The 13,418-nt window shown below is 38.5% G+C and carries 14 protein-coding genes; 10 read left to right on the forward strand and 4 right to left on the reverse strand.

The genetic code is table 11. From position 1 onward, the window contains the following. The first annotated feature begins 1 nt into the window (after position 1). Both fabZ and IGK27_RS01225 read left to right on the forward strand, forming a co-directional pair. The gene (fabZ, locus tag IGK27_RS01220; protein ID WP_002355197.1) at positions 2-436 is read left to right on the forward strand and encodes a 3-hydroxyacyl-ACP dehydratase FabZ; all 435 of its coding nucleotides are present in this window, start codon (positions 2-4) and stop codon (positions 434-436) included. Positions 437-580: 144 nt separating this feature from the next. Next, on the forward strand, positions 581-1,549 hold the full coding sequence (locus tag IGK27_RS01225) for a dihydroorotate oxidase (RefSeq protein ID WP_002386045.1): 969 nt from the start codon (positions 581-583) through the stop codon (positions 1,547-1,549). Positions 1,550-1,586: 37 nt separating this feature from the next. Here the strand turns inward: IGK27_RS01225 and IGK27_RS01230 are convergent, their stop codons facing one another. Further along, positions 1,587-2,234 (reverse strand): FusB/FusC family EF-G-binding protein, encoded by a 648-nt coding sequence (locus IGK27_RS01230; protein ID WP_002355200.1) that lies wholly within the window; start codon positions 2,232-2,234, stop codon positions 1,587-1,589. A gap of 354 nt (positions 2,235-2,588) precedes the next feature. On the opposite strand from IGK27_RS01230, the gene efp reads away from it, so the two are divergent. The 4 genes from efp (at position 2,589) to IGK27_RS01250 (ending at position 5,612) form a co-directional block, all read left to right on the forward strand. Then, positions 2,589-3,149 (forward strand): elongation factor P, encoded by a 561-nt coding sequence (efp, locus tag IGK27_RS01235; protein WP_002355202.1) that lies wholly within the window; start codon positions 2,589-2,591, stop codon positions 3,147-3,149. Between the two features lie 168 nt (positions 3,150-3,317). Next, a complete protein-coding gene (locus IGK27_RS01240; protein ID WP_002355203.1) occupies positions 3,318-3,455 on the forward strand; it encodes a hypothetical protein in 138 nt (45 codons plus the stop codon). 89 nt (positions 3,456-3,544) lie between these two features. Further along, the gene (locus tag IGK27_RS01245) at positions 3,545-4,462 is read left to right on the forward strand and encodes a PLP-dependent cysteine synthase family protein (protein ID WP_002355204.1); all 918 of its coding nucleotides are present in this window, start codon (positions 3,545-3,547) and stop codon (positions 4,460-4,462) included. A gap of 13 nt (positions 4,463-4,475) precedes the next feature. Continuing rightward, positions 4,476-5,612, forward strand: coding sequence for a cystathionine gamma-synthase (locus tag IGK27_RS01250; protein ID WP_002355205.1), 1,137 nt, complete (start codon positions 4,476-4,478; stop codon positions 5,610-5,612). 36 nt (positions 5,613-5,648) lie between these two features. Here the strand turns inward: IGK27_RS01250 and genA are convergent, their stop codons facing one another. The 3 genes from genA to genR form a co-directional block, all read right to left on the reverse strand. Further along, positions 5,649-7,079, reverse strand: a complete 1,431-nt coding sequence (genA, locus tag IGK27_RS01255; RefSeq protein ID WP_002355206.1) for a 6-phospho-beta-glucosidase GenA — start codon at positions 7,077-7,079, stop codon at positions 5,649-5,651. A 26-nt stretch (positions 7,080-7,105) separates the two neighbouring features. Then, entirely contained in the window at positions 7,106-8,440 is a 1,335-nt protein-coding gene (genB, locus tag IGK27_RS01260; RefSeq protein ID WP_002355207.1) for a PTS sugar transporter subunit IIC, read from the reverse strand. A gap of 173 nt (positions 8,441-8,613) precedes the next feature. Further along, the gene (gene genR / locus IGK27_RS01265) at positions 8,614-9,375 is read right to left on the reverse strand and encodes a MurR/RpiR family transcriptional regulator (RefSeq protein WP_002355208.1); all 762 of its coding nucleotides are present in this window, start codon (positions 9,373-9,375) and stop codon (positions 8,614-8,616) included. Positions 9,376-9,573: 198 nt separating this feature from the next. Between genR and IGK27_RS01270 the strand changes: the two genes are divergently transcribed. The 4 genes from IGK27_RS01270 to IGK27_RS01285 all read left to right on the forward strand — a co-directional run bounded on the left by IGK27_RS01270 (position 9,574) and on the right by IGK27_RS01285 (position 13,415). Then, the gene (locus IGK27_RS01270; RefSeq protein ID WP_016615451.1) at positions 9,574-10,164 is read left to right on the forward strand and encodes a dihydrofolate reductase family protein; all 591 of its coding nucleotides are present in this window, start codon (positions 9,574-9,576) and stop codon (positions 10,162-10,164) included. A 131-nt stretch (positions 10,165-10,295) separates the two neighbouring features. After that, positions 10,296-11,663, forward strand: coding sequence for a TrkH family potassium uptake protein (locus tag IGK27_RS01275; protein ID WP_002366061.1), 1,368 nt, complete (start codon positions 10,296-10,298; stop codon positions 11,661-11,663). A 20-nt stretch (positions 11,664-11,683) separates the two neighbouring features. Continuing rightward, entirely contained in the window at positions 11,684-12,847 is a 1,164-nt protein-coding gene (locus IGK27_RS01280; RefSeq protein ID WP_002355211.1) for a cation:proton antiporter, read from the forward strand. Positions 12,848-12,974: 127 nt separating this feature from the next. Continuing rightward, positions 12,975-13,415, forward strand: coding sequence for a CopY/TcrY family copper transport repressor (locus IGK27_RS01285; RefSeq protein WP_430596425.1), 441 nt, complete (start codon positions 12,975-12,977; stop codon positions 13,413-13,415). Positions 13,416-13,418 lie beyond the last annotated feature (3 nt).

A 13,418-nucleotide genomic window follows, 5' to 3' on the forward strand; every position in this document is an offset into this window, starting at 1 on the left:
TATGAAAAAAGTAATGACTGCAACAGAAATTATGGAAATGATTCCTAATCGCTATCCGATTTGTTATATTGATTATGTGGATGAAATTATTCCAAATGAAAAGATTATTGCAACAAAAAATGTAACAATTAACGAAGAATTTTTCCAAGGACATTTCCCTGGAAATCCAACAATGCCAGGCGTTTTGATTATTGAAGCATTGGCACAAGTAGGTTCGATTTTAATCTTAAAAATGGATCAATTTGAAGGTGAAACAGCCTATATTGGCGGTATCAACAAAGCCAAATTCCGTCAAAAAGTGGTCCCTGGTGATGTCTTGAAATTACATTTTGAAATCGTCAAATTACGTGACTTTGTCGGCATCGGCAAAGCGACTGCTTACGTGGAAGATAAAAAGGTCTGCGAATGTGAATTGACGTTTATTGTGGGACGATAAGAATCAATCAATTTTGGATACGTTAGTTTCCCTAAGAAAAGGAATAAGTCACAATGGCTTATTCCTTTTTAAATTTATATAAATAACACTAACGCAAAAAAACATGCTATAATCATAAAAAGCTTATGTGAAGGTGGTAAGCTTATGAGTAAAACAATTTACAGGAGGGTTTTTCTTTTGGATATTTCAGTAGAGTTTTCGGGACATAAATTGGCGAATGTGTTAATGAACGCATCAGGCATTCATTGTATGACAATTAAGGAAATGGACGAGTTAGCGGCTTCTCAAGCAGGTGCTTTTGTCGCTAAGACGGCAACACCTAATCCTCGTCAGGGCAATGAGGAACCACGGTATTTTGATACACCATTAGGAAGTATTAACTCAATGGGCTTGCCTAATTTAGGGATTGATTATTATTTAGATTATCAGATTGCACGTCAAAAGGAATTTCCTGAGGAGTTACGCTTTTTATCTGTATCTGGTATGAATTATGAGGAAAATATCGCTATTTTAAAAAAAGTGCAAGAAAGTGAATACACAGGAGTGACAGAATTTAATTTGTCTTGTCCCAATTTGCCTGGTAAACCGCAAATTGCTTATGATTTTGAATTAACAGAAAAGCTTTTAACAGAAGTTTTCCAATTTTTTACTAAACCATTAGGTGTAAAATTACCCCCATTTTTTGATATTGCACATTTTGACGCAATGGCTGAAATTTTAAATAAATTCCCTTTAGTTTACGTGAATAGTATTAATAGCATCGGTAATGGTTTATATATTGACAGTGACAAGGAAGAAGTGGTCATTAAACCAAAAGGAGGCTTCGGTGGACTGGGCGGCGAATATGTCAAACCAACAGCGTTAGCCAATGTTCGTGCGTTTGCGCAACGTTTGAAACCAGAAATAAAAATTATTGGAACGGGCGGTATTACATGTGGAAAAGATGTTTTTGAGCATCTTTTATGTGGTGCGACATTAGTACAAGTTGGCACACAATTGCACCAAGAAGGTCCACAAGTTTTTGAACGTCTAGCCAAAGAATTACAAGAAATCATGGCAGCAAAAGGTTATGAAAGTATTGAAGAATTTCGTGGGAAATTGAAAGAGATGTAACAAAAAAACGTCAAGAAATTTTCTTGACGGTTTTTTGTTATTTCACAGCCTTAACATTTTCCATAAAGGCTTCCAAATATTCAGGTTGTGTTAATTGTTGGTTACAGGTGTCGCTATCATGGCAAATGTAATTGCCTTTTTTCGTGTAGGTTCCGTCACCGCCTGATTTGGTGGTAGCTAGGAACATAGACACATTCGTGATTGTTTGACAGATGGAGCAAACACCTTTAACAATGGTGGGTGAAAGGGTGCCGTGGACGCCGATTAATTTATTTTCTCGATAAGCTAAGATAAATTTTTTCTGAGTCCCAGCGTCGTTCCAACCGACATAGGTATTGTTCCGTAAATCCATGTTTTCCCACTCAGGAATCTTTAACTTTTTCACTTTGCGAAAGACTTTCGTGACTTGTGGTGTTGAAGGTTCCTTAAAGGGCAGCACGGTTTCTTTTAATTCGTCTAAATATTTTTCAGCACGTGCGCGTGTTAAACGACGATCCATCACTTTGTCCAACAAAATCGTAACAGCAGGGTGTTCTTCTGGAAATAACCCATTGATTTTTTCGGCACATAGGGCCTGGACAGTTTTGACAGTCGTAGCATCGTTAACAGACGTATAGGTGTTTAGTAACACAGCGACTTGTTCTTTAATTATGTTAAATTGGTAAGGTTGAATAGTTGGGTTCATGATTTTAAATTCCTTTCAAATAGACCGAGTACATACGCTGAAAGGCAATTTGTCTCACCAACGTATGTTTAGTGACAGACAACCTCATGTGTTTTTGATAAAGATAGCGTTTGACGTATCATATCATCACCCCCTTTAATGATTGATTTTTTCTATGTAAAAAGTGAAAATAATTGATGAAAGCTTGGTAATTCTAACGCAATTCAAGAAAAAAGGCAAGTTAAACTCGTTTTATTTCCCAATTCAATGTCTGGGGAGTGATAAACTTCTAAAAAAGATACGTGATTTCCTAGATTAATCCTAGGTTATTTGCTACAATAATGAAGAATTAACCAGAGAAAAGGAGAAATTACAATGATTGCAGCAAGCGATTTAAAAGCCGGTATGACTTTTGAGCAAGACGGCAAATTAATTAAAGTAATGGAAGCTAGCCACCACAAACCAGGTAAAGGTAACACGGTTATGCGTATGAAATTAAAAGATGTTCGTACGGGTTCAACAACAGATACAACAATGCGCCCAGATGAAAAAGTGAAAAAAGCGCACATCGATACAAAACCGGTTCAATATTTATACAGCCAAGATGATATGGCTATTTTCATGGATTTAGAAACATATGAACAATATGAAGTACCAACTGCTTTAATTGAAGAAGAATTAAAATATTTATTAGAAAATATGGAAGTAAAAATTCAATTTTATGGTGAAGAAGTCATTGGTTTAACTTTACCAACAACGGTAATCTTACGTGTTGCTGAAACACAACCTTCAATCAAAGGCGCAACAGTAACTGGTTCTGGTAAACCCGCTACAATGGAAACAGGATTAGTTGTTAACGTTCCAGATTTTGTTGAAGCAGACGAATTATTAGAAATCAATACTGCGGAAGGTACGTATTTAAAACGTGCTAAATAAGTAGCAGAAAAACAGAAGGCTAGCCTTCTGTTTTTTTTGGTCTATTAATTCTTTTGCCTATAAGAAAACCATTGGTGTGATAGGAAATAGCAATCGTTAGAATCGTTGACACTAGAAAATGGGAAATGGTATAGTTTGGTCAACACATGACGAAGGAGGAAATCAACCATGACGAAAAAACAAGCTAGCCCTTTTTTAGAAACGGAAAGCTGTTGTTGTATGGTGCAAAATAGTGCAGCATACTCTTTTGTGATGGGGAAAACCTCCGTTATTTCTGAAAAATTGCCTAACACGATTCCTCTCTGAATCTAGACAACCAGAAATAAACAAAAAAGGTGCTGATGCGATCAGCACCTTTTTGTTTTATGTACATGTATTAGAAGGAGGAATTCGCTATGATTGTTCAGTCAATTTTAGACACAATCGGAGCAACACCATTATTTGAATTTACAAGTGAACAATATCCTATGCCAGAAGGCACTAAAATTTATGCGAAACTAGAATATTTGAATCCAGGTGGCAGTGTCAAAGATCGGCTTGGTGTGCATCTTCTCAAAGAAGCAATGAAAACGGGAAAGATAAATCAAGCCACAACAATTATTGAACCGACAGCGGGGAATACAGGGATTGGACTTGCATTAGCTGCCAGTCAACTGGGCCTCAAGACAATCTTTGTTGTGCCAGAAAAATTTAGTCAGGAAAAACAACAGCTGATGCAAGCGTTAGGTGCTAAAATTGTCCCTTCGCCAACAGAGCAAGGGATTGTCGGAGCGATAATTAGTGCTCAAGACTTAGCCAAGGAAATTCCTAATAGTTACGTGCCGTTACAATTTGAAAATCCGGATAATCCTGCTGCTTACTACGAAGGATTAGGACCTGAAATTGTTCAAGACCTAGGCGGGAAGATTACTAGCTTTGTCGCAGGTTTAGGCAGTGGTGGAACGTTTGCAGGTGTTGGCAGATATCTCAAAGAACAAAATAGTAAGACGCAATTATGGGGCGTGGAGCCAGAAGGTTCGATTTTAAATGGCGGACCTGCACACGGACATGAAATCGAAGGCATTGGCGTGGAGTTCGTGCCGCCTTTTCTTAAACAGATTCCTGTGGACGGCTTTTATACCATTTCAGACGAGGATGGTTTTTTCTGGGTCAAACAATTAGCCAAGAAAAGCGCTTTGCTGGTGGGAAGCTCCAGCGGCGCAGCATTTGCGGCGGCATTAAGAGAGGCGCGCCGCTTACCAGCAGGCAGCACAATTGTAACTATTTTTCCTGACGGTAGTGACCGTTATTTATCAAAAAATATTTATTCTTAGGAGGAAAACTTTTATGAAATTCAATACCAAATTAATTCATGGCGGCATTAGTAAAGATACAACAACAGGTGCAGTGAGTGTTCCTATTTATCAAACGTCAACCTTTGAACAAAATGGCGTGGGCCAGCCAAAAGAATATGAATATTCTCGTTCAGGTAATCCCACACGTCACGCGTTAGAAACCTTAATCGCTGAGTTAGAAGGTGGGAGCCATGGCTTTGCGTTTAGCTCAGGCTTAGCTGGTATCCATGCAATCATTTCTATGTTTGGACCCGAAGATCATATTTTATTAGGTGACGATGTCTATGGGGGGAGTTTCCGTTTATTGGATAAAGTATTTGTAGCAAATGGGTTAAGCTACACGATTGTAAACGCCAGCGACTTATCAACAATTGAAGCCGCAATTCAGCCAAATACAAAAGCCTTGTTTTTGGAAACACCAAGTAATCCACTGTTAAAAATTACAGATATTGAAGCGGCAGCTAAGCTTGCTAAAAAACATCAGTTGTTAACTATTGTCGATAATACATTTGCGACGCCTTATTTTCAACGGCCGTTAGCGTTAGGTGCTGATATTGTCGTTCACAGCGGGACAAAATATTTAGGGGGCCATAGTGATGTAGTCTCTGGTTTAGTCGTAACGAATCATCCAGAAAGCGCAGAAAAGATTGCCTTTTTACAAAATGCGATTGGTGCTGTTCTAGGACCACATGATGGTTGGCTGGTCCAACGTAGTTTAAAAACATTAGGCGTCCGGATGGCAGCGCACGCCCAAAATGCTCAAAAAATTGCAGAATTTTTAGAAGCGCATCCAGCGGTAGCAACGGTGTATTATCCAGGACTAGCGAGTCATCCTGGTCACGAAATTGCGCAAAAACAGATGTCGGGATTTAGTGGCATGATTTCTTTTGAATTAGCCAAGGATGAGCAAGTCGTTCCTTTCGTAGAAGCGTTGGAAATTTTTACTTTAGCGGAAAGTTTAGGTGGCGTAGAAAGTTTAATTGAAGTACCTGCCATTATGACTCACGCATCTATCCCCAAAGAAAATCGTGAAGCCGTGGGAATTAAAGATGGACTCATTCGTTTATCTGTAGGAATTGAAGCAGTCGAAGATTTGTTGACTGATTTAGAAAAGGGATTACAAGCATAAACAAAAGGCCCTCGTCTTTAGACGAAGGCCTTTTGTTTATAATTCTTCTCCATTCGTAGCAATCACTTGTTGATACCAAGCAAACGATTTTTTCTTTCGCCGTTCCAACGTTCCGTGACCATCGTTGTCCTTATCTACATAAATGAAGCCATACCGTTTCTTCATTTCGCCTGTACTAGCGCTCACTAAATCGATGAATCCCCAAGGTGTGTAGCCCATCAAATCAATGCCGTCATACGCAACGGCTTCTTTCATCATCTCAATATGTTCACGTAAATAAGCGATTCGGTAAGTGTCGTTAATCGTTCCGTCTGGTTCTAGCTCATCAATAGCACCAAAGCCATTTTCGACAATAAAAAGTGGTAATTCATACCGATCATTGAACCAATTCATTGCATAGCGTAAGCCCATAGGATCGATTTGCCAGCCCCAATCAGATGTTGCTACATAAGGATTTCGCACCAAGTCTTTTGCTTCATTGTAGTCAAAAGTAGGGGCCTTTTCTGCACCTTTCACAGCAAATGACATGTAATAGCTAAAGCCAATATAATCAACACAGCCATTAGCTAAATCAGTTAAATCTTCTTCTGTGACATCTAATGAAATGTTTTTTCGTTTCAAATAGCATTGAATTGCACTTGGATAATGACCGCGGACATGAACATCGGTAAACCAATAACGTTTTTGCATTGCGCTAACACTCATCATCATATCCTCAGGATTACAAGAATAAGGATAAATAGGCACCATCGCAATCATACAGCCAATTTGGAAGTCGGGATTGATAGCGTGGCCAATTTTCACTGCACGTGCGCTAGCGACTAGTTCATAATGAGCAGCCTGATACATAATTGCTTCGCGGTCTTCTCCTTCTTGGTAAGCAATACCAGAGTTAGTAAAAGGTGCAAAATCTTCTTCATAATTGGCTTGGTTGTTAATTTCGTTAAAGGTCATCCAATATTTGACTTTTTTCTGGTAACGAGTGAAACAGACTTCAGCAAATTTGACAAAAAAATCAATGACCTGGCGATTGCGAAAACCGCCATATTTTGTGACTAAATGATAAGGCATTTCAAAGTGAGACAGTGTCACAACTGGCTCAATGCCATTTTTCAAACACTCGTCAAAAAGTGCATCATAAAAACGAAGGCCTTCTTCATTGGGCGTTTCTTCATCTCCGTTAGGAAAAATTCGTGTCCAAGCAATAGAGGTTCGGAAACAATTTAAACCAAGTTCTTTGAATAGTTGAATATCTTCTTGATAGCGATGGTAAAAATCAATCGCTTCATGGTTAGGATAGTGTTCATCTGGTAAAACGCCTGCGGTAATTTTACGAGGGACGCCATGTGCACCGGCAGTCATTACATCCGCCACGCTCACCCCTTTACCGCCTTGGTCCCAGCCTCCTTCTAATTGATGAGCAGCGACAGCGCCGCCCCAAAGAAAATCATTTTTCAAAATTGACATATCGTTTCAGTCCTTTGTTCAAATTTTTATACATTTTGTGCTTCGACTTTTTCAAGGGTTTCTTCAGTAATCGGTTGATTGGTTTCTTCTGCGTAGTTAAGTGCATCCATTTTTTTAGCAAACGGTAAATAGATAAAGAAACTCATCGTCAGTACCACTACTTGAAGCAACGCGGCTTGCCAACCACCAACTAAAAGTCCAGAAATGATTGGAGGAGTAGTCCAGGGAACTTGTACCGCAGTAAAGAGAGGAACCAGTCCTGTGTACAAGGCAAAATATGTCACAACAGAAGAAACAATCGGTGTGATAATGAACGGCACAGCCATGATTGGGTTCATCACGATAGGTGTAGCAAAGACAATTGGCTCGTTAATATTGAAAACAGCTGGCCCAATTGAAAGCCGACCTAATTGCTTAAACTGAGCTGATTTGGCAAAGAAAACCATGAACACGACTAACCCGATTGTCATGCCCGCACCAGTGACCGTTAAAAATTGATCTAAAAATTGTTGTGTAACAATATGGCCACCATTAGCCAGTGTTAAGTCTTTTCCAGATTTCAAAATTTCGGTGTTTTCTAAAGAGTTTGCTTGTAAAATAGGACCCATGATGCCGCCAACGATTGTTGACCCGTGAACACCGAAAAACCAAAAGAGCGGAATGACAAAACCTAATAGTAATGCGCCACCTAGTGAATCTGTGACTCCTTGAAGTGGTGATTGTAGCACTTCGTAAATAAAGTCAAAGAATGTCGTATTGAAGACTTTATCTAGAAGAATGAAAATTAGCATTGCACCAGTTACAATGACGCTGGCAGGAATTAACGCAGTAAAGGAATTGGCCACATTTTCTGGTACAGCTTCTGGTAATTTGATACGAATATCATGACGTAAAAACCAACTATATACAACGCCGACTAACAAACCAACAATAATAGCTGTAATCATCCCTTTACCAGCTGTCCAATCTTTGTTGATGACATTGCCAACTACTGCGCCAGAAACCGCATCTTTGACTTCAGATGACATAAACAAAATGAAAACCACCATGGCAATCATGCCCGCTGGGAGGCCTTCAAATCCCTCGCTTTTTACATATGAGTAGGCAATACCGATGACCGCAAATAACGACATAATCGCAAAAGATGCCCCATATGCTTGATTGAAATAAACAGCCAGACCGCTTGCGTTAACCCATTCAGAAATAGCTGTAACTGGGAAATTCGCTAATAGAAGAAACACGGAACCAACAATGGTAAAAGGCATCGTGTAAAGCATCCCGTTCCGTAAGGCAGTAATTGCTTTGGTATTGACGAATTTTAGTACTGGAGGTAATAATTTCTCGTTAATCCATTCGTTCATAAAAATCTCTCCTTTGAAGAATAATATAAATGCAAATGTATCCGTTTACATATTTACTATATAAGCTTATTTGAAGAAAAAATAGACTTTTGCTTGAATGAGAAACATGTACCAAGAAAAAAAACAAAAAAGCTCATGCTGTTTTAGACAGCATGAGCTTTTTTGAAAAACAACTAGAAAGGTGTTTCATCTAGTTCCTTTAAAAGTTGACTTGCTTGATGAGCTAGGAGTTCAATTAAAGCAATGACAGGGATTTGAGTGGTTGTATTAACTGATTTATCTGCAAATGGAGAACGTTCGTCGGGCATATAATAGGAGATGTTGTAGTCAGCCAAGCGGGCAATAGTTGAATGTTGATTGTTGGTAATGCTTAGCACTTTGGCACCAGCTGTTTTAAAATCGGTCATTTGTTTAATCATTTCATTGGTTTCCCCAGATACAGACAGAATCAAGGCTAATGTATTTTCAAATCCGCGCTTGGGGATAGGCGTAAAGGGGTCAGCAATACTGTAAGAATTGATATTTAAGTTGGCAAAATAACGACTGCCATAACTACCTAAAATTCCGCTAGTACCAATGCCAGTAAAGGCAACGTGACGTGCTTGAACAATCATTTGAATTGCTGGACGAAGCATTTCGTAATAGGTTTCTTGGTTTAATTTTTTTAAAAAAGCATCGACGTGAACCGTGGCATCATAAAAATTTTCAAACGTTTGTGTTTGTTTGGCTTCTTCTTTCACTGCATATTTTAATTCAGAAAAACCAGCATAGCCCATTTTGTTACAAAATCGTAGAATCGTTGAGGTGGAGACATGACAGGAAGTAGCCAGTTGGCGAATGGTCTGTTGAGGGATTTGGTGCAGGTGTTCCAATACATAATGGTAAACGAGCATTTCTAATTCATTCAAGGTCTGAACCTTCTCTAAATCAAACAAAGTAATCCTCCTTTATATAAAAACTGAATATGTTATTTTTTTGTGTAAATCAAATAAACCAATTCTTATTTTTCTTGAAAAAAATGTAAAATAACTCAATAAAAAGTTTCTTATTTCCTATTTTACAAAAAGTAGCCCAATTATCCTAGTTTTTCTCTTTTTTCTTTTAAAAATAACAATGCGCACCCCTAGAGTTTTTTGAGAAAACAAGCTAAAATAGATAAGAAGAGAAAAGGGGGCGTTGATGTGGCACGGGAAGTAATTTTATTTATTGCAGCGAGTATTGATGGTTTCATTGCGGATAAAGCGGGCGGTGTTGCTTGGTTAGAAGAGAATATTCGTGGCGATGAAGAAGATCGTAGTTACGATGAAATGTATAAAAAAATAGACACTGTGGTAATGGGGCGGACTACTTATGATCAAGTTACACAAGAATTGTCCCCAGATGTGTATTTTTATGAAGACAAGCATTCTTATATCATTACCTCTCATCCAGAACCATCAACTGCTTCAAGAACTTTTACCAAGGAAGATCCAGTCACATTAATTCGTCGTCTCAAAGAAGAAGACGGCGCGGGAATTTGGATTGTTGGAGGCCCAAAAGTGGTTCAACCGCTTTTGGCAGCTGATTTAATTGATACCTTCATTTTGACGACAATACCACTGTTTCTGGGTGAGGGCATTGCTCTATACGAGACAATGGCTCAATCAATTCCAGTTCGTTTAAAACAGGTTTATCAAAAAAATGAGTTGGTTTATTCGATTTATCAACGTGAAAACAAAAATTAAAAAATAATTATTCGGTTGGGCAAGTTGCTTTCAAGGTTTTGAGTTTCTCATAGGGCGAGAGGAACAAAGCAACAGTTGTCTAGCCGTTTGTGTTGTTTTTGATTGACAAAGAAATGGTAGAGGAGAAAAAAATGAAACATCAGATCAAAAAAAGGTTGTATATTTCACCTGTTCAAACAATTGTCTTAGGCTTTTTTTTATTAATTGTTGTAGGCACAATCTTATTAATGATGCCTTTTTCTGCACAAGCTGGACAAAAAACGCAATGGATTGATGCTTTTTTCGTGGCAACTTCCGCCGTCTGTGTTACAGGGCTTTCGCCTTTGAATACGGCGGAACATTGGAGTCCTATCGGGCAAGTTATTATTATGATTTTGATTGAATTAGGCGGCTTAGGCTTTTTAACCGTTGCCACGATTTTCTTTAGTTTGCTGCGGAAAAAAGCGTCACTAAGTGTACGGATGTTGTATCAAGAAGCGTTAAATGTTAGTGAAGTTTCCGGAGTTTTTCGTTTAATGAAATATATTATGAAGTTTGCGGCCATTATTCAATTACTTGGAGCCTTCTTGTTGTCCTTTCAATTTGTGCCAACATTTGGGTGGAAAAAAGGGTTGTTTTTTAGTCTCTTCCATGCCGTTTCGGCATTTTGTAATGCTGGCTTTGATTTGCTAGGGGATAGTATGGTTCCTTATCAAAATTCGCCTTATCTTTTACTAGTTATTAGCTTTTTAATTATAGCTGGCGGCTTAGGATTTATTGTGTGGCGCGATATTTTTGCAATGATTAAAGGCTATAAAAATAAAATTAAGCACCGTGTTAGTATTCATACACGCCTTGCTTTAACGGTGACCGCCACCTTTTTAGTCTTAGGGACCGTTATTTTTTACATTTCAGAATATCGCCATTTTCCAGCTGACATGTCTTTTTGGCAGCGTCTTGTCAACAGTTGGTTCTTGTCGGTTACACCAAGAACGGCTGGCTTTTATTCAGTTGATTATTTGAAAATGAGTAATCCAGGCCTGATTGTCACGATTTTGTGGATGTTTATTGGTGGCACTTCAGGATCAACCGCTGGCGGCTTGAAAACCACTACGTTTGGTGTGCTATTTTTACAATTTCGTGCAATTTTTAAAGGGAAACAGCGAGTGGAATTCCATGAACGCACAATTCCTGAGCGAGTAGTGCTCCAAGCGTTTACTTTGTTCTTCTTGGCAACTTTTTTATGTGTAACTGCTTCGGTTATTCTCTCGTTTACAGAAACATTACCTTTAAAAAACGGGATTGAGTATATTGTTTTTGAAGTGATTTCTGCATTTGGAACGGTCGGTTTAACAATGGGGTTAACACCAGATTTAACTGTTTTTGGTAAACTGGTGATTATTTTTCTAATGTTCGTCGGTCGTGTGGGTGTGTACACGGTGTTATTGTCATTAATTAAGAAAGGCTTGGAAAGTCAGTCGAAAGTTCAATATCCAAAAGAATCAGTGATGATTGGTTAATAGAGAAAGAGGGAAATAGAATGGAATTTTTAGGTATTTTATGTTTGATTTTAATTACAACGACTTTAGCAGGTGTTGCTTGTAAAAGAGTAGGAATTCCTGCGGTAATTGGGCAATTGCTAGTAGGGATTGTGTTAGGTCCAGCGATGTTAAATATTGTGCATCAAGATGTGTTTGTGCATGACTTTTCAGAAATTGGTGTCATTATGCTGATGTTTATTGCTGGAATGGAATGTGAATTGGAATTATTGAAAAAATATGCGAAACCTAGTGTCATGGTCGCTATTTTGGGGATCGTTTTACCGGTTGGTTTTACTATGTTGATTGGTCAGCTGTTTGCTTTTTCTTGGAAAGAAGCTTTTTTCCTTGGGTTAGTTTTAGCAGCAACGTCGGTCAGCATTTCAGTAGAAGTATTAAGAGAGTTGAATGTTTTAAGTAGTAAAGAAGGTGCAACGATTCTTGGGGCTTCCGTCGTTGACGATATCGTGGTCGTGATTATTTTAAGTGTCGCTGTCGGCATGATTGGTGCAAGTACAGGCGGCAATACAGAAGTCAGCTTTATTGTTAAGTTAATTGAACAAGGCTTATTCTTTATTGGGATTTTCTTTTTGGTCCGCTTTATCGCTCCCTATTTACTACGTTTAAGTCAAAAAATGAACATTGGGTCGTCTGTTATTATCATGTCATTGATTATCTGTTTGGGCATGGCTTATTTGGCTGATTTAGTTGGTTTAAGTTCTGTCGTAGGTGCCTTTTTTGCAGGGATTGCTGTGGGACAAACGGATGCAAAAACAGAAATTGATTTCAATATTGAAGCTATTGGCTATGCCGTGTTTATTCCCGTCTTCTTTGCCAGCATTGGCTTATCAGTGACATTTAACACGTTAGGAAAGGATTTACCTTTTATTTTGGTAATGACGATTATGGCGATTTTAACGAAATTACTGGGCGGCGCCTGGGGAGCGAAAATGGTTGGTTTCTCCAATACAAGTTCTTTAATGGTCGGTGCTGGGATGGTTTCGCGTGGGGAAATGGCATTAATCATTGCGCAAATTGGTTACCAATCTAAATTACTTTCAGAAGCGTATTATACGAGCATGATTGTGGTAATTATCTTAACGACCTTAGTTGCACCGTTCTTATTGAAATACTTTGTTAAAAAACAAGAATCTGCGTTGCAATAAAAAAAGATGAGCAGAAGTTGTTGACAAAAAAATAAAATAGCTATATGATGAGTTCAAGATAAACGACTACGTTTGTAGTCGATAATCTTGAACTCTTTTTTATTGATGAAGGAGGAATTTAACGAGTATGGCAAAAGATAAATTAGCGACAATTACTGATGCAGAGTGGGAAGTCATGCGGGTTATTTGGACCCAAGGCAAAACCACGAGTCGTGAAGTGCATACACTTTTAAATGAGAAAAAAGAATGGAAATCAACGACCGTCAAGACGTTACTAAGTCGTTTAACAGATAAAGAGTTAGTTGGGACGGAGAAAGCAGGTAATAAATATATTTATTATCCGCTAGTAGAAGAACGTCGGAGCGTTGAAACGGTGGCAGACGAACTTTTAGCCAAGGTGTGCAGCCGTAAAGTTGGTTCCGTGGTAGAAACAATTTTGACAGAGAGTCAGTTGAGTTATGACGATTTGGATCGATTAGAGGAACTCTTGAAAGAGAAGCGCAAGACGGCGGTTGAATCTGTCCCTTGTAACTGTATTCCTGGTCAATGCCAATGTCATTTAATTTAAAAA

This window comes from Enterococcus sp. DIV0236, assembly GCF_050558525.1.
Classification (GTDB): Bacteria; Bacillota; Bacilli; order Lactobacillales; family Enterococcaceae; genus Enterococcus; species Enterococcus faecalis.

Coding starts and splice junctions, on each gene's coding strand:
- fabZ (WP_002355197.1), top strand. CDS start 2: ATGAAAAAAGTAATGACTGCAACAGAAATTATGGAAATGATTCCTAAT.
- IGK27_RS01225 (WP_002386045.1), top strand. CDS start 581: ATGAGTAAAACAATTTACAGGAGGGTTTTTCTTTTGGATATTTCAGTA.
- IGK27_RS01230 (WP_002355200.1), bottom strand. CDS start 2,234: ATGAACCCAACTATTCAACCTTACCAATTTAACATAATTAAAGAACAA.
- efp (WP_002355202.1), top strand. CDS start 2,589: ATGATTGCAGCAAGCGATTTAAAAGCCGGTATGACTTTTGAGCAAGAC.
- IGK27_RS01240 (WP_002355203.1), top strand. CDS start 3,318: ATGACGAAAAAACAAGCTAGCCCTTTTTTAGAAACGGAAAGCTGTTGT.
- IGK27_RS01245 (WP_002355204.1), top strand. CDS start 3,545: ATGATTGTTCAGTCAATTTTAGACACAATCGGAGCAACACCATTATTT.
- IGK27_RS01250 (WP_002355205.1), top strand. CDS start 4,476: ATGAAATTCAATACCAAATTAATTCATGGCGGCATTAGTAAAGATACA.
- genA (WP_002355206.1), bottom strand. CDS start 7,079: ATGTCAATTTTGAAAAATGATTTTCTTTGGGGCGGCGCTGTCGCTGCT.
- genB (WP_002355207.1), bottom strand. CDS start 8,440: ATGAACGAATGGATTAACGAGAAATTATTACCTCCAGTACTAAAATTC.
- IGK27_RS01275 (WP_002366061.1), top strand. CDS start 10,296: ATGAAACATCAGATCAAAAAAAGGTTGTATATTTCACCTGTTCAAACA.
- IGK27_RS01280 (WP_002355211.1), top strand. CDS start 11,684: ATGGAATTTTTAGGTATTTTATGTTTGATTTTAATTACAACGACTTTA.
- IGK27_RS01285 (WP_430596425.1), top strand. CDS start 12,975: ATGGCAAAAGATAAATTAGCGACAATTACTGATGCAGAGTGGGAAGTC.